The 25958-nt window shown below is 63.0% G+C and carries 26 protein-coding genes; 11 read left to right on the forward strand and 15 right to left on the reverse strand.

What is annotated here, in order from left to right:
- Nucleotides 1-3: 3 nt before the first annotated feature.
- A complete protein-coding gene (locus KY465_RS07105) occupies nucleotides 4-2082 on the reverse strand; it encodes a hydantoinase/oxoprolinase family protein (RefSeq protein ID WP_219200989.1) in 2079 nt (692 codons plus the stop codon).
- 167 nt (nucleotides 2083-2249) lie between these two features.
- Here KY465_RS07105 and KY465_RS07110 point away from each other — a divergent pair, with 167 nt between their 5' ends.
- Genes KY465_RS07110 through KY465_RS07120 form a run of 3 tightly spaced genes read left to right on the forward strand, consistent with a single transcriptional unit; the run spans nucleotide 2250 to nucleotide 4818 of the window.
- Nucleotides 2250-3230 (forward strand): ABC transporter substrate-binding protein, encoded by a 981-nt coding sequence (locus KY465_RS07110; protein WP_219200990.1) that lies wholly within the window; start codon nucleotides 2250-2252, stop codon nucleotides 3228-3230.
- 23 nt (nucleotides 3231-3253) lie between these two features.
- A complete protein-coding gene (locus KY465_RS07115; RefSeq protein ID WP_346432608.1) occupies nucleotides 3254-4042 on the forward strand; it encodes an ABC transporter ATP-binding protein in 789 nt (262 codons plus the stop codon).
- A complete protein-coding gene (locus KY465_RS07120) occupies nucleotides 4039-4818 on the forward strand; it encodes an ABC transporter permease (protein ID WP_219200992.1) in 780 nt (259 codons plus the stop codon). Before KY465_RS07115 ends, KY465_RS07120 begins: the two co-directional genes overlap by 4 nt.
- Before the next feature lie 35 nt (nucleotides 4819-4853).
- On the opposite strand, the gene KY465_RS07125 is transcribed toward KY465_RS07120, so the two are convergent.
- The 8 genes from KY465_RS07125 to KY465_RS07160 form a co-directional block, all read right to left on the reverse strand.
- The gene (locus KY465_RS07125; protein ID WP_219200993.1) at nucleotides 4854-5585 is read right to left on the reverse strand and encodes an SDR family oxidoreductase; all 732 of its coding nucleotides are present in this window, start codon (nucleotides 5583-5585) and stop codon (nucleotides 4854-4856) included.
- A 72-nt stretch (nucleotides 5586-5657) separates the two neighbouring features.
- Nucleotides 5658-6464, reverse strand: a complete 807-nt coding sequence (locus tag KY465_RS07130; RefSeq protein ID WP_219200994.1) for an HpcH/HpaI aldolase family protein — start codon at nucleotides 6462-6464, stop codon at nucleotides 5658-5660.
- 25 nt (nucleotides 6465-6489) lie between these two features.
- On the reverse strand, nucleotides 6490-7848 hold the full coding sequence (locus KY465_RS07135; protein WP_219200995.1) for a TRAP transporter large permease: 1359 nt from the start codon (nucleotides 7846-7848) through the stop codon (nucleotides 6490-6492).
- On the reverse strand, nucleotides 7845-8375 hold the full coding sequence (locus KY465_RS07140) for a TRAP transporter small permease (RefSeq protein WP_219200996.1): 531 nt from the start codon (nucleotides 8373-8375) through the stop codon (nucleotides 7845-7847). Before KY465_RS07140 ends, KY465_RS07135 begins: the two co-directional genes overlap by 4 nt.
- Before the next feature lie 99 nt (nucleotides 8376-8474).
- Nucleotides 8475-9335 (reverse strand): hypothetical protein, encoded by an 861-nt coding sequence (locus KY465_RS07145; RefSeq protein WP_219200997.1) that lies wholly within the window; start codon nucleotides 9333-9335, stop codon nucleotides 8475-8477.
- Nucleotides 9336-9392: 57 nt separating this feature from the next.
- Nucleotides 9393-10457: a Gfo/Idh/MocA family oxidoreductase gene (locus KY465_RS07150; protein WP_219200998.1), complete on the reverse strand. Its 1065-nt coding sequence runs from the start codon at nucleotides 10455-10457 to the stop codon at nucleotides 9393-9395.
- A gap of 157 nt (nucleotides 10458-10614) precedes the next feature.
- Nucleotides 10615-11634, reverse strand: a complete 1020-nt coding sequence (locus KY465_RS07155) for a TRAP transporter substrate-binding protein (RefSeq protein WP_219200999.1) — start codon at nucleotides 11632-11634, stop codon at nucleotides 10615-10617.
- Nucleotides 11635-11694: 60 nt separating this feature from the next.
- Nucleotides 11695-12432: a FadR/GntR family transcriptional regulator gene (locus KY465_RS07160; RefSeq protein WP_219201000.1), complete on the reverse strand. Its 738-nt coding sequence runs from the start codon at nucleotides 12430-12432 to the stop codon at nucleotides 11695-11697.
- 487 nt (nucleotides 12433-12919) lie between these two features.
- On the opposite strand from KY465_RS07160, the gene KY465_RS07165 reads away from it, so the two are divergent.
- Entirely contained in the window at nucleotides 12920-13975 is a 1056-nt protein-coding gene (locus KY465_RS07165; protein WP_219201001.1) for an endonuclease/exonuclease/phosphatase family protein, read from the forward strand.
- Between the two features lie 3 nt (nucleotides 13976-13978).
- On the opposite strand, the gene KY465_RS07170 is transcribed toward KY465_RS07165, so the two are convergent.
- The 3 genes from KY465_RS07170 to KY465_RS07180 all read right to left on the reverse strand — a co-directional run bounded on the left by KY465_RS07170 (nucleotide 13979) and on the right by KY465_RS07180 (nucleotide 16356).
- Nucleotides 13979-14680, reverse strand: a complete 702-nt coding sequence (locus tag KY465_RS07170) for a gamma-glutamyl-gamma-aminobutyrate hydrolase family protein (protein ID WP_219201002.1) — start codon at nucleotides 14678-14680, stop codon at nucleotides 13979-13981.
- Nucleotides 14677-15666 carry an amidoligase family protein gene (locus tag KY465_RS07175; RefSeq protein WP_219201003.1) on the reverse strand — a complete coding sequence of 330 codons (990 nt, stop codon included), beginning with the start codon at nucleotides 15664-15666 and terminating at the stop codon, nucleotides 14677-14679. Before KY465_RS07175 ends, KY465_RS07170 begins: the two co-directional genes overlap by 4 nt.
- Nucleotides 15667-15786: 120 nt before the next feature.
- Nucleotides 15787-16356, reverse strand: a complete 570-nt coding sequence (locus KY465_RS07180) for an exopolysaccharide biosynthesis protein (RefSeq protein WP_219201004.1) — start codon at nucleotides 16354-16356, stop codon at nucleotides 15787-15789.
- Between KY465_RS07180 and KY465_RS07185 the strand changes: the two genes are divergently transcribed.
- From KY465_RS07185 to KY465_RS07215, 7 genes are all read left to right on the forward strand, one after another.
- The gene (locus tag KY465_RS07185; RefSeq protein ID WP_219201005.1) at nucleotides 16346-16765 is read left to right on the forward strand and encodes a hypothetical protein; all 420 of its coding nucleotides are present in this window, start codon (nucleotides 16346-16348) and stop codon (nucleotides 16763-16765) included. The two genes, KY465_RS07180 and KY465_RS07185, sit on opposite strands and share 11 nt — an antisense overlap.
- 191 nt (nucleotides 16766-16956) lie before the next feature.
- Complete coding sequence (gene coxB, locus KY465_RS07190; protein ID WP_255561516.1) at nucleotides 16957-17985, forward strand: cytochrome c oxidase subunit II; 1029 nt, start codon at nucleotides 16957-16959, stop codon at nucleotides 17983-17985.
- 68 nt (nucleotides 17986-18053) lie between these two features.
- On the forward strand, nucleotides 18054-20564 hold the full coding sequence (ctaD, locus tag KY465_RS07195) for a cytochrome c oxidase subunit I (RefSeq protein ID WP_219201714.1): 2511 nt from the start codon (nucleotides 18054-18056) through the stop codon (nucleotides 20562-20564).
- Nucleotides 20564-20965: a hypothetical protein gene (locus KY465_RS07200; protein ID WP_219201006.1), complete on the forward strand. Its 402-nt coding sequence runs from the start codon at nucleotides 20564-20566 to the stop codon at nucleotides 20963-20965. The genes ctaD and KY465_RS07200 overlap by 1 nt, the downstream gene beginning before the upstream one ends.
- Entirely contained in the window at nucleotides 20965-21585 is a 621-nt protein-coding gene (locus KY465_RS07205; RefSeq protein WP_219201007.1) for a cytochrome c oxidase assembly protein, read from the forward strand. The genes KY465_RS07200 and KY465_RS07205 overlap by 1 nt, the downstream gene beginning before the upstream one ends.
- Nucleotides 21582-22694: a c-type cytochrome gene (locus KY465_RS07210; RefSeq protein ID WP_219201008.1), complete on the forward strand. Its 1113-nt coding sequence runs from the start codon at nucleotides 21582-21584 to the stop codon at nucleotides 22692-22694. The genes KY465_RS07205 and KY465_RS07210 overlap by 4 nt, the downstream gene beginning before the upstream one ends.
- Nucleotides 22695-22792: 98 nt before the next feature.
- The gene (locus tag KY465_RS07215) at nucleotides 22793-23683 is read left to right on the forward strand and encodes a lytic transglycosylase domain-containing protein (RefSeq protein WP_255561517.1); all 891 of its coding nucleotides are present in this window, start codon (nucleotides 22793-22795) and stop codon (nucleotides 23681-23683) included.
- Here the strand turns inward: KY465_RS07215 and KY465_RS07220 are convergent, their stop codons facing one another.
- The 3 genes from KY465_RS07220 to KY465_RS07230 are packed head-to-tail and all read right to left on the reverse strand — an operon-like array spanning nucleotide 23684 to nucleotide 25912.
- Nucleotides 23684-24103, reverse strand: a complete 420-nt coding sequence (locus KY465_RS07220; protein ID WP_428982957.1) for a Fur family transcriptional regulator — start codon at nucleotides 24101-24103, stop codon at nucleotides 23684-23686.
- Nucleotides 24100-24951 (reverse strand): metal ABC transporter permease, encoded by an 852-nt coding sequence (locus KY465_RS07225; protein ID WP_219201009.1) that lies wholly within the window; start codon nucleotides 24949-24951, stop codon nucleotides 24100-24102. The genes KY465_RS07220 and KY465_RS07225 overlap by 4 nt, the downstream gene beginning before the upstream one ends.
- The gene (locus KY465_RS07230) at nucleotides 24944-25912 is read right to left on the reverse strand and encodes an ATP-binding cassette domain-containing protein (RefSeq protein WP_219201010.1); all 969 of its coding nucleotides are present in this window, start codon (nucleotides 25910-25912) and stop codon (nucleotides 24944-24946) included. The genes KY465_RS07225 and KY465_RS07230 overlap by 8 nt, the downstream gene beginning before the upstream one ends.
- Nucleotides 25913-25958: the final 46 nt, after the last annotated feature.

A 25958-nucleotide genomic window follows, 5' to 3' on the forward strand; every position in this document is an offset into this window, starting at 1 on the left:
CGCTCAGGCGAGCTCGATGTGGAGATTGAGTTGCGGATCAAGCCGGGCCGTGGCGGCCGGCGGGATGACGACCGTGCTGTCGGCGGCTTCGAGGATAGCCGGCCCCTCCAAGCTGCGCGGCGCGGTGGGACGAGCATAGACGGGCGTTGAGACCCAGCCGCTGTCGCGGCCGAAATAGACGTCACGCCGGGATTTTGGCTCCGCCACCTCCGGCCGGTCAGCGCTGATCTTGCGGAAATCGAGCTTGCCGGGTAGCAGACCGCGGCCGGTCAGCCGGATGCTGACCGCCTCGATGCTGTCGGAGGAGGAATAGCTGTAGATCGACTGGTACATGTCGAGGAACTGCCCGCGCACGACCGCCGGGTCGAACGGCTCGTCGAACGGCACCGCCAGGGTCATTTCCTGGCCACGGAAGTGCAGGTTGATCTCGGTGATGCATTCGATGCAATCGTCGGCGATCCCCTCGGCGCGCAGTGTCTCGGTGGCCTGTTGGCGCAAGCGGCCCGTCAGTTCCCGGAGGGCGGTGGCGTCGAGTGTTTCAAGTTCTCCGGCGAACGGGGCGATGTAGTAGCGCTCGACGTCACCGGCGAGCATGCCCATGGCGGTGAAGACACCGGGCGAGGCGGGGATGAGCAGGCGCTTGATCGACAGCAGTTCGGCAATACTGGCGGCATGCACCGGCCCGGAGCCGCCAATGGCGGCAAGGGTGAAATCGCGCGGGTCGACGCCGCGCTCGACCGTGACGGCGCGGATGGCGCGCGCCATGTTGGCATTGGTCACTTCGCGCACTCCAAATGCCGCCTCGACGGCATCGAGCTGCAGCGCTTCGCCAAGCGTGCCGGCAATGGCCTCGCGAGCCTTGTCGACGGACAGCTGGCGGGCGCCGCCGGCGATCGAGGCCGGCAGGTAACCGAGCACCAGATTGGCATCCGTCACGGTCGGTCGCGTGCCGCCCATGTCATAGCAAACAGGCCCAGGATCGGCACCGGCGGATATCGGCCCGACCTTGATCAGGCCGGCGCTGTCGAGGTGGGCAATCGAGCCGGCGCCGCTGCCGACTTCCGCCACGTCGACGGTCGGCACGCTCATCATGTAGCCGCCGGCCTTGATGAAACGGCTTGGCGTGGAGATACCGGCGCGGAATTCGTATTCGCTGACCCGGCTGAGTTCGCCATTCTGAACCAGCGAGGCCGAGGCGGTGGTGCCGCCCATGTCGAAGACAACCAGATCCGGCAAGTCCAGCGCCTGACCCAGCCGGCCGCCTCCGACGACACCCGCGGCCCGGCCCGAGGAGATGAAGAAGACCGGCTTGCTCCGGGCCGTTTCGGACGACGCGAGAGCGCCATTGGAATTGCCGACCAGCAGCGGCGCATTGATGCCGAGTCCGGCAATGCCTTCTTCGAGCCGGGTGAGATACTTGCCGAGGACGGGCGCCACATAGGCATTGACGACCGTCGTGCTGGTGCGCTCGTACTCCTTGGCCTCAGGCAGCACGGAGACCGAGGTGGTGACGCGCAGATCCGGGAAGGCCTCGCTCAGCACCTGCCCGGCGCGCTGCTCATGCACCGGATTGCGGTAGCTGTTGAGGAAGCACAAAGCGATCGATTCGATGCCCTCGTCGACCAGGTCGCGGGTGACCGTGACAAGCTCGTCTTCATCGAGCGGCAGAATGATGCTGCCGTCAAAGGCGATGCGTTCGGTGACCTCGAGGCGGTGGCGCCGGGCGACCAGCGGCTCGGGCTTGGACCACTGCAGATCGAACATTCCGGGCGTGCGCAGGCGCCCGATCTCGAGCACGTCGCGAAAGCCCCTCGTGGTGATCAGTCCGGTGCGGGCCCCGACCTTCTGCAGCAACGTGTTCGAGCCGACCGTGGTGCCGTGCACGATCTCGTCGATGTCGGCGAAATCGAGATCCGTTTGCGCGATGATGGCACGGATTCCATCAAGCACGGCCTGTTCGGGCGCGGCCGGCGTCGAGGCGGTCTTGTTGTGAAACAGCCGGCCCTCGGCATCGATCAGCACCAGGTCGGTGAAGGTGCCGCCAATGTCAACACCAATACGATTGGATCGCCCTGCCCGCATGCTTCCATTCTCCATTTGAGTTGGACTAATTGGTTAGTCTAAACCGTTTGTTGCGTCAAGAAGCCCTGTAGCACAGTGCCTTTTTTGCAATTTTCATATTGTCTCTTGCAGGTGATTGTTGGACTATGTAGTCTGCTTTCGATAACAATCCAAAAGGGGAATGTGTTATGAAACTGCTTTCTAAAATCATTTCGGCCGCCTCGGCCGCGGCGCTGTTCGGCGCTGTCAGCGCCGCATCGGCCGAGCCGCTTTCCGTCCGGCTCGACTTTTCACCCTGGGGCGTTCACGCCGGCATGCATCTGGCCGCACAAAAGGGCTGGTTCGAGGAAGCCGGCCTTGATGTCGACGTGCAAGATGGTCGCGGTTCCGGCAACACATTGCAGCTGGTCAATTCCGGACAGGTCGATGTCGGCCAGATCCAGTTGGGCCTGCTCGGCTCGGCCCGCAAACAGGGCGCCGAGGTCAAATCCTTCGCAGGCTTTCTGCGCAAGACGGACCTGTGTGTCCTGGTCGATGAGGATTCCCCGATCGAAGAGGTTGCCGACCTTGAAGGCAAGAGCGTCGTTGTTTTCGCCGCCAGCCCCTGGGCACCGTTCATCGATGCGTTTCTGGCCGGTGGCGATCTGACGCAAAGCGATGTCGAGGTGCTGTTTGTCGACCCGTCGGCGCTGTGGGGCACCTATACGGCGAAGCGCGTTGACGGACTGATGTCGACGGTCAGTTCCGCCCTTCCTGTGGCGAAAGCCAACCGGCCGTCAAAGTGCCTGACACTCGACCAGGCCGATCTGTTTTTCCCGAGCTACGGACTGATCGCCACCGAGCAGACCATCGAGGAACGCGGCGATGAACTGGCCAAGCTGGTCGAGGTGCAGCAGCGCGCCTGGCAGGCGATCAAGGACGACATTGAACTCGGCGTCGACGCGATGATCGCGCAACGGCCGGATGCCAATCTCAATCGCGACGTGGTGCGCGAGCAGATCCAGCTGTCGATCGATTATTTCGACACCGCAGCGACCGAAGGCAAGCCGATCGGTTTTCAGGCCAAGTCCGACTGGGAAGATGCGCTGAAGGGCATGGAACGGGCCGGCATCATCGATAGCGGCTGGAACACTGAAGACTATTACACCAATGATCTCGTCAAGGAATGAGTTCGGCACAAGGGTGTAGCGCCGTGGCGTCAGCTTCAGCAATTCCGCACCTGGCGATCAACCGTGTGGGGAAGGTTTATCCTTCTCCGCACGGCGATGTGACAGCGCTGCAGGATATCAATCTCGACATTTCTCCGGGTGAGTTTGTCAGCATTGTCGGACCGAGCGGCTGCGGCAAGAGCACGCTTTTGAAATGTGTCGCCGGCCTTGAAGATATCACGTCTGGCGATATCGCGGTCAAAGGAACGCCGCATGATGGTCCGCCTGCCGCCCTCGGCGTGGTGTTCCAGCGCGATGTTCTGCTCGATTGGCGGACCATTCTCGACAATGTCCTGCTGCAGGCCGAATTTCTCGGCCTGAAGCGCGCCGACTATCGTCCGAAGGCACAGCAATTGCTCGAGCGTTTCGGACTGGCCGGATTCGAAGACCGGCACCCCTGGGAATTGTCGGGCGGCATGCGCCAACGCGCCTCGATCTGCCGCGCCTTGTTGTGCGAGCCGGAACTTCTCTTGATGGACGAGCCGTTCGGTGCCCTCGACGCGATGACCCGCGACGATCTCAATGTCGAGCTGGCGCGGATCTGGCAGGGCACCAACAAGACGGTGATGTTCATCACCCATTCCATCCAGGAGGCGGTCTTCCTCTCCGACCGCGTCGTCCTGATGTCGCGCAGTCCGGGACAGATCGTCGACATCATCGACATCGATCTGCCTCGTCCCCGCGCCCTGGCGGTGCGGGAATCAGCGGCATTTGGCGAATATACGCACCGCATCCGGCACCACTTCGCCGAACTGGGGATTGTCCAGGAATGATCAACTGGTTTTACAACAAGATGGTGCATGACACGCGGGCCCGCGATGTCATTCTCGTCCTCCTCGTCACGGTGGTCATCTGGGAAGCGGGCGTGTGGTTCTTCCAGCCGCCGGCCATCCTGCTTCCGGCGCCGACGGATATCTGGGCGAACTTCATGTCGACGCCCGAGACGTTCCTGCGCCACATGCTGTACACGCTGAGCACGACCGCCATGGCGTTCGCGATCTCGGTGGTGCTCGGCGTCATCCTGTCGATCGGCATTGTTCAATCAACGCTGCTCGAGCGAACCATCTACACGCTGCTGGTGGCTCTCAACTCGGTCCCGAAAGTGGCGCTGGCGCCGCTTTTCGTGATCTGGCTGGGCACCGGGCTGGAGCCAAAGCTGGCGGTCGCCGTGATGCTGGCGATCTTCCCGATCGTCATCGACACGGTGCTCGGACTGCGCTCGGTCGATCCGGACATGATCAATCTGGCGCGGGCCGGTCGCGCCTCGAATTTCCAGGTGCTCTACAAGATCCGGCTGCCGAACGCGCTGCCGAGCCTGTTTGCCGGAATGAAGGTGGCGATCTCGTTCGCGCTGGTCGGGGCCATCGTCGGGGAGTTCGTTGCCGGCGGCAACGGGCTGGGCTTTCTGGTGCTCGTCGCCCAGGGTCAGTTCGACACGACGCGCGTCTTCGTCTCGCTGGTGCTGCTGGGCCTGATGGGCACCGTGCTGTTCTACATGGTCGATTTTGCCGAGCGGCTGATGCTGCCCTGGCATGTCTCGCAGCGCTAGGGCCGGGACCCGAGCCAGGGAGCCCGAGGTTCGTCTCAGCCACGCCCGACATAGGGCATCTGGGTGGCCATCAGCGTCTGGAACAGCACATTGGCCGACAGGGGCAGTTCGGCCATCTGCATGACCGCGTCGGCGACATGTGCGATATCGAAGCTCGGCGGCTCCTTCTCGCCCTTCTGGCGCGCCTGGGCGGCGATATCGTCGAGCAGCGGTGTCAGGGCATTGCCGATGTCGATCTGGCCGCAGGCGATGTCGAACGGCCGGCCATCCAGCGCCAGCTGTCGGGTCAGGCCGGTAACACCGTGCTTCGTGGTGGTGTAGGTGACGGCGCCGGGACGCGGCGTGTGGGCCGAGATCGAGCCATTGTTGATGATGCGCCCGCCTTGCGGGGCCTGGCGGCGCATCTGTGCGAAGGCGGCGCGGGCGCAGTAAAACATTCCCGACAGATTGACGGCGAGCGCTTTCGACCAGTCCTCGATGGGAATCTCGTCGATTGGTCCGGCGGGCGTGAAAATGCCGGCATTGTTGAACAGGACGTCGAGCCGCCCAAAGGCCTCGACGTGGCGCGCGAAGGCCTGTTCGACAGCCGCCGCATCCGTGACGTCGCAGGCCAGGACAAGCGCCTCAGGATGGTCAGCGGCGATTTCTTCGAGCAGATCGGCGCGGCGCGCCAGCAATCCGACCTGCCAGCCTGCGCCGAGAAAGCGTTCGGCAATGGCCCTGCCGATGCCGGAACTGGCGCCGGTGACGAGAATGGACTTGGTCATGCGTTTCCTTTCCGTGCCTGCGGTCCGCATCGGGCCGTGACAGGCTCGCCCTGGCTGGGGTTTGGCGTCCTCTTAAATTTCCGTCGCGCTTGTGCCCGCATCGGGTGCGGCGCGCCATTGCGCTGCGCGCGCGCCGAGTGCGGCAGCGAGGATGCGATAATCCATGCCGACCAGCGCAAAGTCCACCGGCCCTTCGGGATCGCGCGTCAAGACAGCCGGAGACGAGGCGCCGGCAAGGCCGAAATATTTTCCGGCCGCACGCGTGGCGCAGCCGATGCGGGCGATGGCGTCGACCATCTGTGGCGCATCGCTGCGACCCATGACGCCGAGGTCGATCGACAGATCGACGCAGCCGATCAGGACGGCGTCGAGGCCGTGCACGCCGACAATGTCATCGATCGCGTCGATACCGCGCGCCGATTCGATCATCACGGCGGCGAGCGTGGCCGCGTTGCCAGCCTCCATCAATTCACCCGAGGGTTTTTGCGGATAGCCCAGTTGTGGCGAGGCCCCGCCCCAGGAGCGCTGGCCAAGGGGCGCATATTTACACAATTGCACCAGTTCGCGCGCTTCGTCCGAGGTCTCGACATGCGGGCGGATGATCCCACTGACGCCGCTGTCGAGCAGGCGGGCGACATCAAACAAGCCGTTTTTGGGAATGCGGGCGAGAGGGGTGATTTGCTGCAGAGCGAGCAGATGTGCAAGCGTGGCGACGGTCTCGGGACTGAGAAGCGTGTGCTCAAGGTCGATGAAAGCCCAGTCGAAACCCGACTGGCGGGCGAACATCGGGACCTGCGCGGCGGGCGGCAAGGTGACACCCAGACCGATGGCGGTCTCCCCTGCCCGCATTTTTGCAATCATCGGATTGTCAACGGTCATTGAACAGGCTCCTGGCGCTGCGGCATTACTGGAAAACGGTGCCCGGCAGCCATTGCGAGATTGCCGGCACGGCGGACAGGGCGAACAGACAGACAAGCATGACCGCATAAAACGGCAGGATCGAACGCAGGATCTCGCCAAGCTTGAGGCCGCTGACCGAGGCCACGGCGAAAATGCTGAGCCCGAAGGGCGGCGTCATCATGCCGATCATGGTGTTGAAGACCATGACGATGCCCAGTTGCTCGGGCTGGATGCCGAGCGACAGGGCGATCGGCATCAGGACCGGCGTCAGCAGGATGATGATCGTCAGGCCATCGATGAACATGCCGACGATGATCAGCAGCAGATTGATGATCAGGAAGAAGACCAGCGGATTGTCGCCGATATTGTCAAAGGCGGAAGCGGCAAGCTGGCTGATCCCCTCATTGACCATGATGGTCGAATAGAGCGAGCCGGCGGCCAGCAGGATGACGACGGCCGATGAACTGACGATCGCGGCGCGAAAGGCGAGCCACATCTTGCCCAGGGTGAAGCGGCCATAGGCGAAGGCCAGAACGAGAATATAGACCACCGCCGCGGCGCCGACCTCGGAGGGACTGAGGAGGCCGAAGATCATGCCGCCGGTGATGGCCGGAATGATCGACAATGTCGGCAGCGACAGCGCCAGATCGCGCCAGAACGGCGTTTGCGCCGCGCCGCCGATCTCACCGATTGCCGGCTCGGTCCCGGACGAGCCCGAGGTGTGCGTGTCCGTCTTGAGAGCTTGCGGCGTCGGAGTCGCATTGGTGTGGCGACGGCGCAGCATGGCGATGTAGATGCTGACGAAGATGTACAGGATGGCGGCGATGGCGATGGCGGGCACCACCCCGGCGATCAACATGCGCACGCTCGAGGTATTGGCAGCAATGGCGTAGACCAGGAGCGGGATGCTCGGCGGAAAGATCGGCCCGATGGTGGCGCTGGCCATGGTCAGGCCGGCGGCGAAAGGCTTACGGATGCCCTCGCGATCGGAGGCATTGATCAGCATGCGCCCGGTGGCGCCGATGTCGGCGATGGCCGAGCCGGACATTCCCGAAAAGATCAGGCTGAGAATTACGTTCAGCCGCAGCGAATAACCGAATTTCTCGCGAAACATGCGCCGCGTGATGCGAATGATGTCGGCGGCGAAGCCGAAACGCGACAGCAATTCCCCCATGAAGATGAACATCGGGATGGCGACGATGGTGAAGGTGTTGAGCGTCTTGTACATCGTGTAGGGCACGATGGTCAGGGGAAAACCGCTCACATAGAAGTAAGCGAAGGCGATGGCGATCAGAGCCAGCACGATGGGCACCTGAACAAGCATCAGGAGCACAAAGGCGAGAAGGATCGCGGCGCCGGTCATTGCGGTGCTCCGGCCTTGTCGGACTGGCCGGCCAGCAACTCGGCCCGCGCGGTCTCTAGACCTTTCGGATCATCCGCATCGGGGATGAAAAACTCGAGCAGCAGCAGGATGATCCAGCTGACGATGCCGTAAATCATCAGATAGTAGACATAGCGGACCGGGATCTGGGCGGCGGTCGAATAGGTGTTCATGACACTTTCGAGCATCCTGATCGCATAAAGGCCCAGCACGGCCAGGGTCGCCAGACCGACCAGACGGCTGACGACATCGAACCACTTTTCGGTGCGCCTGCCTACCAATCCCGCAATGTAGTCAATGCGGAAATGCTGCCTGTCGCGCGCCGCCGCGGCAGCGCCGATGAAGACCATGGCGATGACGGCGAATTGCGACAATTCGATCGACCAGAGGTTGGGATTGTTCTGGTAGCGCATGATAATCTGGACCACGACGCTGAAGGTGGCGATGAACAGCATGAAAGCCGCGACGATGGCAGCCGACATGCTGACGAATTGGCGCAACCGGTTCATGACCCCTCCTTCAACGTGGCATCTGCGTTATCGAACCGCTTTTCGCTCAGAGCAGGAGGCGCGGAAACAGCTCTCCCACGCCCCCTCTCAGACCCGGCCCTAGAGGCGTGCCACAACCTCTTTCAGTTCGCTTTCAGTCAGCCGGTTATAAGCTACCGCACCGAGATCCTTCTGGATATTGTCGATGGTCAGCAGGCGCGTCACATCATAGGGGCGCGGTTCGATGATCACGGACGGATCATATTCCCACTCGATCTCGAGCACCGTTTCAGGCTGCTGCAGCAGGAAGGTGATCTTCTTGTATTCGAAGTTCTCGCTGGTCAGGGCGCCTCCGACATCGCCGCGGAAGGTGATGTCAACGGCCCGATCGACGACCCAGCCGCGCTTGCGCAGGGCGGCCAGCCCGCGCTTGGCAACTTCTTCGGGATGAACGCCCATGCGGACCACCAGATGCCCGTGCTTGTTGCGCTGGACATTGTAGACCATCAATTCGAGAAGCCGGTGCCAGGCGGAGGATTCAAAGAAGTCATCGACCTCCTTTTCGGCCGCTTCATCAAATGGCCGGAACTCGAATTTCTTGTAGTAGTCGGCCATGTAGGCGTCGTCCCAGATGTCGATGTTCTTGCCGCCGATCGCCTCCTCGGGGGGCATCGGCTCGATGATCACTTCAGGATTGTAGCGCTGCATGATCTCGAAATGGCAGCGGGTTTCCGGCGCAATGTAATAGCAATTGGAAAACCCCGGCCCCTCGCTGGTCAGCCAGATCGAGCGCCGCAGCGGCTCGTTCTGCTTCTTGAAATAGGCCCGCGTCAGGTAGAGAAGATTGGCGGGATGGACCGAGGAATCCACGGACAGATGCGCGTGACGGACACCCTTCTTCAGTTCGATCTCATCGAGAAACGAGCGCCAGAAATCCGATTTGTAGAAATTCTCGAGCTCTCTCTGGATTACCTTTTTCATGTCTTCACTCCGTATTCCTGAACGATGGTCTGAATGGCTGTGGGCGCCGCGGCGTGATCAGAGATCGACATAGGCGCCGTTGTTGTTGATGCTCTGCTCGACCGCCATCGCCGCCTCGAGAGCGCACCGGCTGGCGTCAATCCCCGGCCCTTCCCTGGTTCCGGCGCGGATGTCGGCCACGAAGGCTTCGAGGCGCGGGAAATAGCCGTTCTGATGGAAGCTCTGATACTCGAGCAGACTGATATTGCTGTAGTTCGGCTCGTGATATTGCGCCGGCGCAGGGATTTCGACGCCGGACTGGTGCGAGGACGCATTGCCGCGCACCGACAGCGGCGGCTTCTGCCAGGTCAGCTCGCGCAGATTGACCAGAGTGATGAAATTCCGGTCGCCGCGGATCTCCATGGATTCGGCGCCCTTTGCCGACCACAGGCCCAGCGAGGAGAGGAAGAAGTTGCCGACGGCGCCGCTCTCGAACGCGACATTGACGGCGATGTGTGCCTGCCCGGGCTGCTTCTCGTAGGAAATCGCCGACAGGCGCGCCAAGGGACCGAAGAGGTAGCGGGCGAGATCGAAATAGTGGATGGCGCCGACACGCAACAGATCGGTGGCGCCATTGCGGTAGCCGCCGGCAAATTTCGCGAAGAAATAGGAGGGCTGTCCGAAATCTTCGCGGCCGATGATCGACTTGATTTCCTGGACATAAGGCGAATAGCGCTTGTTGAAGGTGACCGAGACGTTGAGGTCGGGCCGGGCGGCGGCGGCCTTTTCGACAGCAACCACCTCATCGGGCGTAACGAACATCGGCTTTTCAATGAAGACATGCAGACCGGCCTCGATGCACTGACGGGTCAGCTTAGCGTGCACGAAAGGCGGCGCGACGATGATCGCGGCCTCGGCATCGACCTTTTCAAGAAGTGCGGCGGGGTCGGTGAAGTGCGGACAGCTGCCGAAGCGGCGCGAAGCGCTCGCAGCACGCTGAGCGTCAAGATCGCAGACGGCCACGACCTCGATGCCTGGCATCAGGCTGGCCGAGGTGTGGATTACGACCGTGGCATGCTCGCCGCAGCCGATCAGGACAGTGCGGACCGGTTCAACGCTCTGGGTATTGATGGACTTCGACACGGGTTCACCGATGGTTTCGATCCGGCGGCCTGCGAGGATCCCGTGGGATCAGCGGACAGGCGCTGGCGCTTGCCGCCGGGAAAGTCCCGGCCGCCGGATCAGGTTCATAAGGGTTGATTGGTTGGTGAGAGGGTCGGGCCTTGAGGCCCGGCCGTCTTTATTTCATGTCTTTGATGGTCGTCACCCAGTCGCCCCAGGTGTCCTTGTAATCGACATAGAGCTGGTCGGCCTGATCGATGAAGGCCTGGCGGTCGAGCCCGTCCTCCTCGCGGACGATGGTCACGCCCTTGTCTTTCAGGAAGTCTTCATACTCGGCCAGCTTCTTCGGGTTGTACTCGGTCTGGAACCAGGTCTTGGCCTTGTCGAAGGCGTCGTTGAGCGCCGTCTGCTGGTCTTCCGACATGGAATTCCACTTGCCGGCATTCATCCAGACGCCGGCGAAGGTAACGACGTGCTCTGTCTTCATCAGGTACTTGTTGACGTCGTAAATGCCCTTGCCAATGATGTCATGCCACTGATTTTCCTGGCCTTCAATGACATTGGTGAGGATGGCTGAAACCGTCTCGGTGCTGGGCATCGGTACGGGCACGGCGCCGAAGTTCTTCCACATGTCGCTCCACAGCGGCGAGGGAATAACGCGCATGCGCTTGCCGGAAAGCTCGTCCGGATTGAGCACCGGTTCCTTCATGGTCAGATCGCGAACGCCGAAGTTGAAAAAGCCGAGCAACTTGATGTTGTCGCCCATCATCTTCTCTTCGATTTCCTTGAAGACGACGCTGTCACGCGCTGTGACATTGTCAAAATGCTCATCAGATTCAATCAGATAAGGCGCTTCAAGGAGCGAAATCCACGGCAGGACATCGGCGGCCAGGGTCGGCGAAACCTGCGTGATGTCGGCAATGCCGGCGCGAACCGGCTCCAGGCTGTAGCCGGCAAGCGTGCCGCCCGGATGCACGACGATCTTGATGGACCCGTCGGACATCTCGGCCGCATATTCCGAGAACTGCTTGGCAAATGCGATCTGCGCTTCGGCAGGACCGGCAGTGTCGGAGTAGTTGAGGGTGATCTGCTCATCGGCAGCATGTGCCGCGGTGACGGCGGTGAGTGCGAAAGCGCAGCTGCCGATCAGCAGGGCTGCAGCCTTGCCTTTCCAGGTGGTTGTTTCCATTCGAGCCATGTTCTCCTCCTTTATGGCGTTGAATTGGGTTGTCGCTGCTCCTCCAGCCGCGACACCTTGCTAGTCGTCGGTCTGTGATTTGTGGGCGACGATGTTTGCCAGCTTCTGCTCGGCCTCGAGCTTGCTGGAGAAATCGAAATGTTCGCGCAGCTTGCGCTCGGCGAGGTTCTCATCCCTGAGAATGATGGCCTTGTAGATGTCGCGGTGGCACTCGATGAGATCGGGGATCAGTTCCGGCTTGATCGTCGTGTTGCGGCGCCGGCTGAGATGGCTGTGACGCATCAGTTCCGAAATCGCGCGATAGACGGTGATCAGGGAGGCGCTGTGGCTGGCCTCGACCAGCGCGCAGTGAAAGCGGAAATCCGCTTCTGCACCCGATGTGGCGTCGAGCGCGGTGTCGTGCAGATCGGCCAGGCACCGTTCGATGACGGTGAGATCGCTGGAGGTCGAGAACGAGCAGGCCAGCCGGACAGCCTGCGACTCGATGGCGATGCGCGACTGGATGATGTCGGACAGGGCATCGCTGTTCTGAGCGAGGTAGAAGGTGAAATACTCGGAAAAGGACTCGATGCTGATGCGGCCGACATAGGTGCCGTCGCCCTGGCGCGTCTCGAGGATTCCAAGGATCGACAGCGAACGAATGACCTCACGCAGCAGCGGCCGGCCAACATCGAGCTGGCGCGCCAGTTCGCGCTCGTTGAGCAGGCGGTCTCCCGGTTTCAGCGCGCCGGTGATGATCGCATCGCGAATGCTGGCGATGATCTTTTCCGACTTGGATGTCTCGGTCACAGCTTTCATCATATTGCCCTTACCTTGGTAATACCAATTTATGGTCAGGCGCGCGGCGGTGTCAATCCCATCTCTGTAATCGGACAAATTCTCGTGTGGATGCAGATTCAGCGCCGAACCCGAAGTGGCTTTATCTGATTGTTTTTGTTTGCAATATTACATCCGCAACGCTCAGGCGTCTTGGGTAGCTGCCGAACCTGGCAAGGAAGCCGTTGCAATGTCAGCGCCGCCCGGCGCGCGCGCCGGCATCCGCCAATTTGGGATTTGGTGGTCCGCTGCCCGCCAGAGAAAGCGCGTGTGCAGACGGCGCAACCGGGCGTCGGTCGATGTGCGGCTGACTGGACATGAAGGTCGATCCGGCCCAAGCTGGAACGAAGTGGCAACCGGCGATTTATAGGACAGAGGAACCAAGCTGTCCTCTCTTCGCCCCCCACCTCGCGCCCTCATCTGGAGAAGCCCAATTTTTATTGCCGGCATCATTTTCGCCACCCTGTCATTGCTGTGCCTGCTGGCCACCGCCCTGCCGGCGGTGCGGCTGGCGCACGGCTTTTTCCGGACGCTGGAATTCCCGCGCAGCCAGCTGGCAACGTTGTCGCTGATTGCCGCTATTGGCTGTGGGCTGACCCTGACGGGCTGGCCACAAGTCGTGTTCACGCTGATGAGCGTCGTGGCGCTGGGCGTGCAACTCTTCCACATCATTCGCTTCACGCCACTGTGGTCGAAGCAGTCCCCGGATGCGCCAGTCCTGTCCGAAGGCGCGCCATCATGGACGGTTTCCATCCTGGCCTGCAACGTCAAGGAATCGAACCGGGAATTTGACCGCATGAAAGCCCGCATCACCGAAGCAGATGCGGATCTCGTCTTGTTGATGGAGACAACACCCGACTGGGTGGAGGCGATGCGGCCGGCGCTGGAGGCCTACAAGTACCGGGTCGAACGACCGCAGACCAACGGCTATGGAATGATGTTTGCCAGCCGGGAGGAGCCGCTCGAATGCGAAGTGCGGCATCTGCTCAACGAGGAAGTGCCCAGCATCCATTTGACGCTCGCCGGCCCGAAAGGCGGACCGGATGTGCGGGTGATCATGCTGCATCCGGAGCCGCCCATACCCGCCGACAACACCTATGGCCGCGATGCCGAGATTGCCAAGGTGGCGGAGATTGCCCGCGAAATCGATTCACCGATCATCGTCACCGGCGATCTCAACGACGTGGCCTGGTCGCTGACAACGCGCCGCTTCCTGCGCATTTCCAAGCTGCTTGATCCGCGCCAGGGCCGCGGCATGTTCAATTCGTTCGATGCCCGCTACCCGTTCCTGCGCTGGCCGCTCGATCATATCTTCCATTCGGCGCATTTCAGTGTGCTCAAACTTAAGCGCCTGAAGCATGTCGGATCGGACCATTTTCCGATGTTCTTCGCATTCGCCCTGACCGACCCTGGCGCCGTCGACGAGGACGAGGCGCGCCCCGAGGATCTTGAAGAGGCGGACGAGCTGATCTCCATCGAGAAAAAGCGCGACAGCCGGCCGCATGGGGTCGATTGGGAAATCTGACGCTCAGGCGTTGAGGGCAGCCAGCGGCTGTCCGGTCACCGCACCAGGAACGGCATCGATCAAGGCCGAGAAAATCCGCTGATGGCCAGAGGAGAACGGCAGGTACTCCGGATGCCACTGGACGCCGAGGACGAACTGCTCGTTGGTGGTGCTCTCGATTGCCTGGACGATGCCGAATTCATCGTGGGCGACGACGTGCAGCCCTTCGCCCAGGCGGTCGATGGCCTGGTGATGCAATGAGTTGACCTTCAACCGCTTCACTTCGAAGAGCCGGGCCAGCCGGCTCGGAGACTCAATAGTGACCATCTTGCGCGGCAGCAGCTGGCGTCCGGTCGGCGCTTCCGGCCATACGGTAGAGATCTCCTGGTGCAGGCCGCCGCCGCGATGCACATTGATCATCTGAGCGCCGCGGCAGATGCCCAGCACCGGTATGCCGCGTGCGTCGGCGCGGTCCAGCATGTCCTGCTCGAGTCGGTCGCGGTCAGCGTCAAAGCGCGCTTCAGGGACAATCTTGCCGTCATAGAGGGAAGCGGAAATATCATCGCCGCCGCCAACAATGAGCGCATCAAGCTGCGGGCGCTCGCGGCTGCTGGCTGTCAGGCGCAGCGGCTTGCCGCCCGCCCGCCAGACCGCCAGTGCATTGAACCACCAGGAGGTCAGACTGCCCTTGACGGAGGTGGTGACCCCGACGAGCGGCCGGCTCATTGCGGCAACCTTGTCTTGTCGAGGATTTCTTCAATGCGCGCCGCCCAGTTGTCCCTGGCGGCCGAGCGTCGCTCAATGCACAGCTTTTCCAGAAGCGCATCATCCTCGGCAAGGCGTTCCACCGCAACCCAGGCATTCCAGTTGCCCGTTACCAGACCGCCGGACCCGGAGAAATTGCTGTCGGGCAGGCGGTAGTGAAAGGTGGGACGCGCCTTGACCAGGTCACTCAGCTTGAAGTCTTGCAGCGCCGCCGGTTCGAACTCGGCGAACAGCGGCAACATGTCGAGATCGAAATCACGGCCACCGACATTTTCGACGTAGTCGGCCGCCAGACGTGCCCGGTCCGGCCAGTAGTCGGCGGCCAGCAACAGTTCCACATAGTCGGCCGGCCAGGCACCGATCCAGCCCATGCGCTGGCGCGTCTGATCGATCTCGCTGTGGCGGCGGATGACCGGCTGCAGCAGGGCAAACGCTTTCATGATCGCCGTGATGTGCGCCACATCGCTGCTGGCAACTTCCGGATTGAGATGCAGTCCGAAGGCGAACAGAACCGACTGATGGGTGTCGCGCGCACCGGCCTCGCCCAATCGCTCGGCGAGGTGATCGAGGCGCCCCAGTTCGTCCCATGGCACCGGTGCCGTGACGATTTCGAGAGGCGTCACCGGCTTGATCAAGGTGCCGACCGTCTCGCCGAACTTGCGCTTCAGCCGGCCGGCGGCATTTTTCTTCGAGCCGATATGCGCGATGCGCGCGTCAAGCATGATCTCGATGTCACCCAATTGCGTGTCGCGCAGTATGATGGCGTGGTCATCCTGCTTGTCCGGCGTGCCGCCCAGCACCTCGACGGTGAGTTCGGCGGCCCGCGCGGTCGGCAACCCGGCAAATTCGATCTCCACACCGACGCTGCGTGTTTCACCATCGGCGTTCTCGGGCCTTGGCGGGGCCAACGGTCCGTCGCGGATTTCGCGTTCCGGCATAAGACTCATGAGTGCTCCCCGCTGCAGGATTCGCCTGTTTTTCGAAAATCATTCGAAGGACTAACGTCGACCGTGCGGCTTCGTTCCGGGGCACTGTTCCGGGGCACAGGGGTGAGGTCCGCAACCGGCTCACACACCGAAATAGATCGGTGCGGCAATGGCGGCGGCGATGAACAGGACGGCGAAAGTGGCAAACAGCCCGTCGCGTGCCAGCAGGGCAATGGCCATCACCGACACGGCGGCCCCGAGAATCGATGATGAAAACGGCACGAGTTCGAGCATCGGCATCGCCAATCCGCAGCACAGACAGGCCAGATGCAGGATGGATGCCATGGGCCGATGAACGAGAACCGTCAGCCTGCGCGCAGTGATGCTGTCGAGGACTGCGACGGGCTTGTCCATCCAGTTGAGTGCCTTTTGATATTTGTGCCGCGAGACCTGTCGATGCATCAGCCAGCCGGGCAGCCAGAGATGCTTGCGTCCGATGAGAAGCTGGGCGGAAATCAGCGCGATGGCAATGCCCATTGCGGAAGACACACCGGGAACGCCTGACAAGGGCGTGACAACAAGCAGGGCCGGTATCAGGAGGACCGGCACCAGTGAATGTTCACCGGCCGTATCGAGGATTTCAGAGACACGAATGTCGTCCCCCTCGCCTGCGTCATGCAGCGCCTCGATGATCTTTCTGATGTCGCCCATGGACCTCGGGTTTCCCATTCGTTTGCTGCTGGCCGAGCAGCTTGAACGAACAGGCGCAGCTGCGGGTGGTGAAAGCCAAACGTATGAGCGGGTGCAGCGTTCCTTTACTGGCAAGCGGCAGCGCGGGGAACCGCACACCGTTCGGCACGTTGTTTCTCAGAACCCTGAAAGATTGAAGTGGAGCAAGCCCATGGCCGATGACAAACTCACCGAAACCGATCTCGCCAACCAGAAGATGGGTGACAACGATTTGCAGGGCAATGACCAATCGAATGTCCACAACCAGCGGCACGCCCAGCCCGACGCCAAGAAGAAGGCCGACGACGGCGTGGTCGACAGCCTGGAAAAGATGGATAAGGATCGCCGGGCTGAGGAGGAACTGGGCAAGGGCAATCGCAGCGGCGGCTGAATTTCAGCGGAGATTGGCGCCGGCGTTGGCGGTGAGCTAGGTTTTCCCTGACGTTGGCCTGCGGGAAGACCGGTGTCGGCCGCTTCGAGAAAGCCAGCGTTCCAGCACCTGCCTTTTCACCGGCAGACTGAGGGGTCTGGAGGTCACATGTGATCAAGGCGGGGACACGCCGGAAAACAAGGATCGGACGCATGCGTGCCGCCGTTGTGGCGGCGCTTTTGCCGTGGTTATCGGCCTGCAGCGCGCCGTCCTATCTTGGCGAATTCACCGAGGGCGTCACAGCCTTGTTTGACCTCGGCGACGTGATGCGGCCGGCGGGCCGCGAAGCGGAGCAGATCGCCCAACTCGCCTGGGTGCTGTTCATCGGCGCCGCCATATTGTGGCTCCTGGTGATGGCGCTGTTTGTCTATATCACCAAGCAGAATCCGCGCCCCCTGTCGCGCCGCTGGGCCGAGGCCCTGATCATCGGCGGCGGGGGCATTTTCCCCGTCATTGTGCTCGGTATCCTGCTTGTCTGGACATTGCCGCTGATGCCGGCCCAGCGGATGCCCGGCGACGGCCTGACCATTCGGGTGACGGGCAAGCAATGGTGGTGGAAGGTCGAATATCTCGATGCGAACGGCGATGAAGCGAACACGGTGGTCAGCGCCAACGAGATCCGGCTGCCGAAAGGGCGGCGCACGGAAATCGTACTGGCTGCAGATCGGGTGATCCACTCTTTCTGGATCCCGGCCCTGGCGGGCAAGACCGACATGATCCCGGGACAAACGACGCGCATGGCGCTGGAGCCGACGAAGACCGGCACGTTTCGCGGTGTCTGCGCCGAGTTTTGCGGTGAAAGCCACGCCCTGATGGCATTTGACGCCGTGGTACTGGAAGAACCGGCGTTCAAAGCCTGGCTCGCCGCCGAACGCGAGCCGGCGGATGCACCCAGGACCGCGGCTGAACGGCGCGGCGCGGAGGTGTTCTTGACGCAAGGCTGCGGGGCCTGCCATGCGGTGCGCGGTACGCCGGCGCAGGCGCAGATTGGCCCGGATCTCACGCATTTCGGCAGCCGCCTGACCCTCGGCGCCGGCTCATTTGATAACAGAAGCGCCGAACGGCAATCCTGGGTGGCGCATGCGGCGGCCATGAAACCGGGGGCCCGAATGCCGGCCTACGCCTCGCTGTCAGACGAGGATCTGGCGGCGCTCGACCGCTATCTCGAGGGGCTGAAATGATGCGGGACGCCGAAAAAACACCAAATTCCGACCGCGAGCCGCAGGGCCCCTACCCGCCCAGCGAGGCGATGCTCGCCGAGCAAGTCGAGCCGCGCGTGACCGCCGAAGGCGCCGCGCAGCTGCGCGCTGCATGGAAAACGCCGCAGGGCGTCAAATATCTCACCGCCGTGAACAATTCCGAAGTCGGCCTATGGTACGCGCTGACCTGTTTCTTCTTCATGATGGCCGCTGGCGTGCTCGCCTTGTTGATGCGCGTGCAGCTGGCATTTCCCGGCAATGATTTCCTGTCGGCCGACCGCTTCAACCAGTTCTTCACGATGCACGGTTCGGCCATGATGTTCCTGTTTGCCGTGCCGATGTTCGAGGCGATGGCGATCCTGTTGCTGCCGGCCTTTCTCGGAGCGCGCGACATGCCCTTTCCGCGGCTGTCAGCCTTCGGCTACTGGTGTTTTCTGATCGGCGGCGTGTTCGTCTTCGGATCAGTGCTGTTTGATGCGGCGCCGAGCTCGGGCTGGTTCATGTATCCGCCGCTCGCTACCCAGTCGGAGGGGGTCGGCTCGGATATCTGGCTGCTCGGCCTGTCCTTCATCGAGGTGGCGTCGATCGCGGCCGCGGTCGAACTGATCGTCGGTGTCCTGAAATGTCGGCCGCCGGGGATGCGCATCAATCTGATGCCGCTTTACGGCTGGTACGTTCTGGTGGTCGGCGGCATGATCCTGTTCGCCTTCCCGCCGCTGATTGCCGGCGATTTCCTGTTCGAACTGGAGCGCAGTTTTAACTGGCCGTTCTTCGATCCCGAGCGCGGCGGCAATCCGCTTTTGTGGCAGCACCTGTTCTGGATTTTCGGGCATCCGGAGGTCTACATCATCTTCCTGCCGTCGATCGCCATCGCGGCGATGATCGTGCCGACCGTGGCAAACCGGCCGATCGTCGGCTATTCGTGGATCGTGCTGTCAGCGGTCGGGACCGGCTTTCTGTCGTTCGGCCTGTGGGTGCACCACATGTTCACGACCGGCCTGCCCTCGCTATCCCTGGGCTTTTTCTCGGCCGCCTCGGAATCGGTGGTCATCCCCACCGGCATCCAGCTGTTCGCCTTTCTCGCAACGCTGATGGTGGGCCGGCTGACACTGTCGGTGCCGATGCTGTTCATTGCCGGCGCGCTGGCGATCTTCGTGTTCGGCGGGTTGACCGGCATCATGCTGGCGCTGGTGCCGTTCGACTGGCAGGTGCACGACAGCTATTTCATCGTCGCGCATCTGCACTACACGCTGTTTGGCGGTATGGTGTTTCCGGTGCTTGCCGGGGTCTATTACTTCTATCCGTTCCTGCGCAAGAAGATGCTGTCCGAGCGCATCGGCAAATGGGTGTTCTGGCTGATCTTCATCGGCTTCAATGTCACCTTCCTGCCGATGCATCTGAGCGGGCTGCGCGGCATGCCGCGGCGGGTATTCACCTATCCCGACGAGCCGGGGCTCAATCTTCTCAACCTGATCTCGACCGTCGGCGCGTTCATCATCGCCATCGGTTTCCTGCTGTTTGCCTGGGATCTACTGCGGCCGCGCCGAAAACACCCTCTGGCCCCGCTCAATCCCTGGAATGCGGGGACGCTGGAATGGTCCAACGATGTGCCGGCGGAAGCCTGGGGGTCGCGATCCATTCCCTACGTCACCAGCCGATATCCGCTGTGGGATCAGACCAAACTGGTGGAGCGGATGCATGCCGGCCGCTACTATCTCCCCGATGCCCCCGAGCACAAGCGCGAGACGCTGATCACCACGGTGCTCGACGCACGGCCGATCCAGTGCATGCGGGTCACGGGTCCGGCGTGGATCACGCTCGCCGCGGCCGGCTTTACCGGCGGCGCCTTCATTTTCCCGACCTTCCACGTCTACTGGCCGGCGATCGTCTGTGCGGCCTTCGCCATTGTCTGCATTCTCTACTGGCTATGGACCAGTACCGCGCCGATCCCGCCGAAGGAGATGCGCGACGTCGGACTGGGGCTGAAGCTGCCGATCTATGCCGCCGGCCCGGCATCTGCCGGCTGGTGGGGCGTGTGGATCACGATGCTTGGCGACACGACGGCCTTCGCCAGCCTCGTCTTCGGCTATTTCTTCTACTGGACGGCGAGCGCCGACTACCCGCCGGCAGACGCCGTGCATGCCAATGGACCGCTGATCTTTACGGCCTCGCTCGTGCTTCTTTGCAGCTGGGCGCTGACCGTGGCGGCGCGCGAGGTCAACAGGCGCGGCCGGGTGGCAATGGCCCGGGTTCTGCTGATCGCCGCGCCGCTTTGCGCCGTCGGCGGTATCGCCGCGCTGATCGCCTCGGTGCTGGTGGCCGGGCTGGATCCGGTCAGCCACGTCTATCCGGCCACGGTCTGGGCGTTCATGGTCTGGGCATGCGTGCATATGGGCGCCGGAATCATCATGCAGCTCTACTGCCTGGCGCGCAGCCTCGCCGGGCGCATGACGCCGACCCACGATGCTGATTTATGGAACGTGACGCTGTACTGGCACTTCATGGCGCTGACGGCGGCAGTGACGGGCCTGGTGATCGGCCTGTTTCCGAGGATGATGTGATGAACAGCCCGCAACAGGACGAGGAACGCCGGACTTTCCGAGAAGAAGCGAGCAGCCTCTGGCTGATCACGCTCGGCCCGGCTTTGTGGGCCGTACACTTCACCGTTGTCTACGCCGCCACCGCCGTTGTCTGCGCCAAGCTGGGCACCGCCTATCTGCCGTATCTGCGACTGGGCATTGCGGCGCTGACACTGATTGCCGTCGGCGCGATCGCGGTGATTGCCTGGCGATCCTGGCGGCAATGGAATTATATGACCAACCAGGAATACTCGCACGGTCAGCCGACGGGTGAGCATCGCCACGAATTTCTCGGCCATGCCGCCTTCCTGCTCGCGGTTCTCGCTGCCATCGCCACCTTGTATACGGCGCTGCCGGCTGTTTTCATCGCGGGGTGCGGTTGATGCCAGGACCGTCCATCCGCTCCCTGCTGGCGGTGGCGATCGCCGCCGGCGTATGGCTGTCGCCGCTTCGCAGCTTCGGCCTGGAGCCGTTCACGATCCACATGATCCGCCACATGGCGCTGATCGCCATTGTCGCGCCACTGGCGGCACCGGCCGCGGTTCGCCTTGCAGAACGGGCAGGACTTGCCGGAAGCGATCGCGACGCCTGGCCGGGCGGCCTGCTGCTTGCTGCGACGGTGCTCGAATTTCTGGTTGTGTGGGGCTGGCACCTGCCGGCGCTGCACGAATGGGCGGCGGTCAGCGTGTCGGGTTTTGTTCTCGAGCAGATAAGCTTCTTGCTGGCCGGGCTGCTGTTGTGGGTCTCGGTGTTGCGCGCCGAAAACGGCCTCGCGGCGGCGGGCGGGCTGCTTCTGACCTCAATGCACATGACCCTGCTCGGGGCGTTGCTGATCCTTGCCGGTCGGCCCCTTTATGCCGCAATTTGCTTCGGAGCGGCGCCCCTTGCCGATCAGCAGATGGGCGGCATGCTGATGCTGGCGATCGGCACGCCGATCTACCTGGCGGCCGGCGTTCTGCTGGTGCGGCGTGAGCTCGAAACGAGCGAGGAGGTGCAGCCATGATGCGTTACCTGCTGCCCATCGGCGTGCTGGCGGTGCTCGGCGCCCTCGGCGGCATCGCGGTGGTCGCGTTCGGCCTGTACAATGTTTCCGCTTCCAGCGGGCATTTGCCGGGCGTGTCCTGGGTGCTGAACACAACGTTTCGCAATTCGGTGCGGCTGCGGGCGCCGGAGCCCGAGAGCGTCCCGGATCTGTCGATCCCGGGCTATGCGGCGCTCGGGGCCCGCCATTACGACAGTGCCTGCAAGATGTGCCACGGAGCGCCCGGCGAGCCGCGCAGCGCCACGGTACTGAGCATGGTGCCGCAGCCGCCGCCGCTGGCATCCGCCGTGTCGCACTGGCAGCCGAACGAATTGTTCTGGATCGTGCGGCACGGCATCAAGATGAGCGGCATGCCGGCTTGGCCGGCGGAGCGCGACGATGACGTCTGGCCGGTGGTTGCCTTTCTGGCGCAGGCGGAAGATCTGTCCGTGGAGGGCTACCGGGAGCTGGCCGGTCTGCCCCAGTCACCCGGAATATCACCCGGAATGTCACCCGGAATGGCGCCCGGCACGGCCGACGCAGCGGATACCGGCGATCCCATCGCGTCGTTGGCTGCCAGCTGCGTTGCATGTCATGGCAGCGTCGATGAAGCCCCGGTCAGCCCGGCAGCGCCGCGGCTCGATATTCTTTCCGCCGAGTATATGGCTTCGTCCCTGCAAGCCTATCGCGAGGGACGCCGGTTCAGCGGCATGATGGAGCAGGCGGCAAGCGATCTCAGCGACCAGCAGATTACAGCGCTGGCAGACCATTTCACCGCGCCCGGCGGCGCACAGGCCGCCCGCACCCTTGCCGCACCGCCCGAGGACATCGCGGCGATCGTCCTGGGCGGGACCGGTGAAACGCAAACGCCGGCCTGTGCCGCCTGTCACGGACCCTGGCCGCAACCGCTGCCCGCCGGCAATCCGCCCCTTGCCGGGCAGAACCGCCTCTATCTCGCCGACCAGATGAAGGCGTTCAAGGCCAGCACCCGCGGCGGCACCGATCGCGCCTATCTGATGCACCGGATGATCGATGACCTCGACAGCGCAACGATCGAGGCGCTCGCCGCCTATTATGCGTCGGCACGTTAGCAAGAAGAGCAACTCCACCCTCAGGGCCGCGCTTGACTTTCATCGACCGGACCGTCGATCATCGGCGCGCATAAGGGGCATGACGACGAGACATGGTGATGCATTCGACAGGAATGGCGCCGCAGCCGGGCATGGTGCGAGGGCTCTGCGGCGCGGCCGGCCTGGCGCTAATGGTCCTGTTGGCTGCGCCGCAGCCGGTGCACGCGCAGGGCGCGGCTGCCGATAGAACCAGTGCCGAGCAGATCTGCGCACTGATCGGCAGCGAAGCGCGCCGCAATGGTCTTCCCGAAAGCTTCTTCGCGCGCCTGATCTGGAAAGAAAGCCGGTTCGACACCGGCGCCGTCTCGCCGGCGGGCGCTGAGGGCATTGCGCAGTTCATGCCGGCCACGGCGCGTTTGCGCGGCCTGAGCGACAGTTTCGACATTGCGCAGGCACTGCCCGCCTCGGCGCGCTATCTCGCCGAGCTGAAAAACCGGTTCGGCAATCTCGGACTGGCGGCGGCGGCCTACAATGCCGGCGAGCGCCGCGTCGAGCGCTGGCTGACGAGTGGCGGATTCCTGCCGCTGGAGACCGAAGACTATGTGCGCGATATCACCGGCGAGGCGGCCGATACCTTTGCCGATCGCGCCCGCCGCATCCGCCTGCGGCCGCTTGATGCCAAGCTGTCGTTCGACGAGGCCTGCCGCGCCCTGCCGGTGATCATGACGCGAACGACACCGATGGCGGAAGTGTCGCGCAAGCCCTGGGCGGTGCTGGTGGCCGGGCACTTCGACCGGGCGGTGGCGCTGAAGCAATGGCAGCGCATGCGGCAGGCGACGGGCGTGACAGTGGCGAGCGAGGATGTCTATGTCAGCCGAAAACGCACCGGAATGGCACGCAGCGGCGTGCATTCAGTGCGCATTGGCGTGCAAACGCGCGGCCGGGCCGAGGCGATCTGCTCGGAGCTGCGCGCCAAGGGCGGCGCCTGCGTCGTCTTGAAGAACAGCTGATCAGGAATCGGCGCCGCGGCAGTCGGCGCAAAGGCCGCGCAATTCGACGATCGAGCGGCTCGGACGAAAGCCGCTTTCGGCGGTCAGCTTGTGCAATCGGCTTTCCAGGCCCTGATCGGACAGTTCCGCCACCCGGCCACAGGTCTCGCAGATGGCAAAGACCGTCGCCGCATGCGTGGTGCAGGCGTGATCATTGCAGGCGACGAAGGCATTCATGCTTTCCAGGCGGTGGACCAGCCCCAGCTCCAACAGTTTGTCGAGGGCGCGGTAGACCTGCAGGGGGGCACGAAACCCCTCATCGCGCAGCCGGTCAAGAATGCGATAGGCCGAAAGCGGCCCCTCGGCGCCGGTCAGTTCACCGAGAACCAGCATCTGGTTGCGTGTCAGCGGCGTATCGGATGGCGCGGCAGCGTGCATCATTGCTCCTCCCCGGCATCGGCATGGTCAGGGATTTGCGGCGCGCGCCGGCGGGCCGGGTTCAGCCGGCCGGGCAGCGGGGTCAGGCTGATCAGGAACAGCGCCAGCGCTGCAACGACGATGGCCGGACCGGAGGGCGGATCCCACAAGCGCGAGGCCGCGAGCCCTGAACTCACTGCCAGCACGCCGAACACAGCTGCCAACAGCGCCATCTGTTCCGGACTGCGGGCAAAGCGGCGGGCGGTGGCCGCCGGTATGATCAACATCGCCGTGATCAGCAGAACACCGACGATCTTGATGGCAATGGCTATGACGACGGCCATCAGCAGCATGAACACCGTATTGACGCGGTCGGTCGACACCCCTTCGCCGGCCGCCAGTTCCGGGCTGACGGTGGTGGCAAACAGGCCGCGCCAGATCAGGGCCAGGACCGCCAGAACAGCCAGGCCGCCGGCCCATATCAGCGCGATGTCGAGGCGCGAGACCGAAAGGATATCGCCAAAAAGCAGCCCCATGAGATCAACGCGCAACCAGGTCATGGCGCTCATGACGATGATGCCGAGTGCCAGAGAGGAATGCGACAGAATCCCAAGCAGGGAATCGGCGGCCAAACCGGCGCGCCGTTCCATGGCCAGCAGCGCAACCGCAATGAGCGCGGCGACGGCAAACACGGCGAAAGTGACGTTGACTTCGAGCAGAAATGCAAGCGCAACCCCCAGCAGCGCGGCATGGGCCAGCGTTTCACCGAAATAGGCGAGCCGGCGCCAGACAATGAAGCAACCGAGTGGCCCGGCGACGAGCGCCATGCCGATGCCGGCAAGCAGAGCGCGGACGAGATAATCGTCAAGCATCGGGCTTGCCTCCCTTCACCTCGGGCGCAGCGGCAGATGTCGGCGCATGGTCATGGTCGTGGTCATGGTCGGGGCCATGAGCATGATCGGTGAGGCGGCCATCGGCGTCGAGAACGCTGCCGTCGGGCAGATGGGTGTGGTCATGGTGATGGCGATACAGCGCCAGCGCCGCCGTTCCGTTTCCGAAGAGCTGGCGATAGGCCCGGCTTTCCACGACGGCGGTCGGCGTGCCTTCGCAGCAGACATGGCCATTCAGGCAGATCACCCGGTCGGTGGCGGCCATCACAACATGCAGATCGTGCGAGATCAGCAAGACGGCGCAGCCAAGCTCGTCGCGAATGCGGCGGATCAGCTCGTACAGCGCCACTTCGCCGGCAAAATCGACCCCCTGGACCGGTTCATCGAGCACGAGAAAATCGGGCTTGCGGGCAATGGCACGGGCCAGCATGGCGCGCTGAAACTCGCCGCCCGACAAGTTGCGGACCTCGGCATCGCGTAGATGGGCGATACCAGTCGCCTCGAGGGCGGCGCGCATTTCCCCGTCGGTGAGTTTAGTGGTCAGGCGCATGAAGCGCTGCACGGTCAGCGGCAAGGTCCAGTCGATCTGGATCTTCTGCGGCACATAGCTGACCTTCAGACGGCGGCGGCGATGCACCGTACCGGCATGCGGCTTGAGAATGCCGAGCGCCAGTTTGGCCGTCGTCGACTTGCCGGAGCCGTTGGGTCCGATCAGCGTCACGATCTCGCCGGGAGCGATTGCGAGATCAACGCCGCGCACCAGCCAGCGGTCGGGACCGCGAAAGCCGACACCCCGCAGGTCCACCAGCGGCTCGTCTCGTAAAGATGCGGATGCTCCCGCCGCGCCGGTGCGCCGTGTACTGACGGATGCCCGGCCCGATGGCGCGTCCTTTTCAGGCAAGACCGACGTCGGACGCGCATTCTCCTGGCTCGATGGGTTCATGAATGCACCGTAAAATTTGCGATTGCGCAGCTATGGCACAGCCTGT

Source organism: Neohoeflea coraliihabitans (assembly GCF_019334345.1).
GTDB classification, from domain to species: domain Bacteria; phylum Pseudomonadota; class Alphaproteobacteria; order Rhizobiales; family Rhizobiaceae; genus Pseudohoeflea; species Pseudohoeflea coraliihabitans.

Coding starts and splice junctions, on each gene's coding strand:
- KY465_RS07105 (WP_219200989.1), bottom strand. CDS start 2,082: ATGCGGGCAGGGCGATCCAATCGTATTGGTGTTGACATTGGCGGCACC.
- KY465_RS07110 (WP_219200990.1), top strand. CDS start 2,250: ATGAAACTGCTTTCTAAAATCATTTCGGCCGCCTCGGCCGCGGCGCTG.
- KY465_RS07120 (WP_219200992.1), top strand. CDS start 4,039: ATGATCAACTGGTTTTACAACAAGATGGTGCATGACACGCGGGCCCGC.
- KY465_RS07125 (WP_219200993.1), bottom strand. CDS start 5,585: ATGACCAAGTCCATTCTCGTCACCGGCGCCAGTTCCGGCATCGGCAGG.
- KY465_RS07130 (WP_219200994.1), bottom strand. CDS start 6,464: ATGACCGTTGACAATCCGATGATTGCAAAAATGCGGGCAGGGGAGACC.
- KY465_RS07135 (WP_219200995.1), bottom strand. CDS start 7,848: ATGACCGGCGCCGCGATCCTTCTCGCCTTTGTGCTCCTGATGCTTGTT.
- KY465_RS07140 (WP_219200996.1), bottom strand. CDS start 8,375: ATGAACCGGTTGCGCCAATTCGTCAGCATGTCGGCTGCCATCGTCGCG.
- KY465_RS07145 (WP_219200997.1), bottom strand. CDS start 9,335: ATGAAAAAGGTAATCCAGAGAGAGCTCGAGAATTTCTACAAATCGGAT.
- KY465_RS07155 (WP_219200999.1), bottom strand. CDS start 11,634: ATGGCTCGAATGGAAACAACCACCTGGAAAGGCAAGGCTGCAGCCCTG.
- KY465_RS07160 (WP_219201000.1), bottom strand. CDS start 12,432: ATGAAAGCTGTGACCGAGACATCCAAGTCGGAAAAGATCATCGCCAGC.
- KY465_RS07170 (WP_219201002.1), bottom strand. CDS start 14,680: ATGAGCCGGCCGCTCGTCGGGGTCACCACCTCCGTCAAGGGCAGTCTG.
- KY465_RS07175 (WP_219201003.1), bottom strand. CDS start 15,666: ATGAGTCTTATGCCGGAACGCGAAATCCGCGACGGACCGTTGGCCCCG.
- KY465_RS07185 (WP_219201005.1), top strand. CDS start 16,346: ATGTCGCCCATGGACCTCGGGTTTCCCATTCGTTTGCTGCTGGCCGAG.
- KY465_RS07180 (WP_219201004.1), bottom strand. CDS start 16,356: ATGGGCGACATCAGAAAGATCATCGAGGCGCTGCATGACGCAGGCGAG.
- coxB (WP_255561516.1), top strand. CDS start 16,957: ATGCGTGCCGCCGTTGTGGCGGCGCTTTTGCCGTGGTTATCGGCCTGC.
- ctaD (WP_219201714.1), top strand. CDS start 18,054: ATGCTCGCCGAGCAAGTCGAGCCGCGCGTGACCGCCGAAGGCGCCGCG.
- KY465_RS07200 (WP_219201006.1), top strand. CDS start 20,564: ATGAACAGCCCGCAACAGGACGAGGAACGCCGGACTTTCCGAGAAGAA.
- KY465_RS07205 (WP_219201007.1), top strand. CDS start 20,965: ATGCCAGGACCGTCCATCCGCTCCCTGCTGGCGGTGGCGATCGCCGCC.
- KY465_RS07210 (WP_219201008.1), top strand. CDS start 21,582: ATGATGCGTTACCTGCTGCCCATCGGCGTGCTGGCGGTGCTCGGCGCC.
- KY465_RS07215 (WP_255561517.1), top strand. CDS start 22,793: ATGCATTCGACAGGAATGGCGCCGCAGCCGGGCATGGTGCGAGGGCTC.
- KY465_RS07220 (WP_428982957.1), bottom strand. CDS start 24,103: ATGATGCACGCTGCCGCGCCATCCGATACGCCGCTGACACGCAACCAG.
- KY465_RS07225 (WP_219201009.1), bottom strand. CDS start 24,951: ATGCTTGACGATTATCTCGTCCGCGCTCTGCTTGCCGGCATCGGCATG.
- KY465_RS07230 (WP_219201010.1), bottom strand. CDS start 25,912: ATGAACCCATCGAGCCAGGAGAATGCGCGTCCGACGTCGGTCTTGCCT.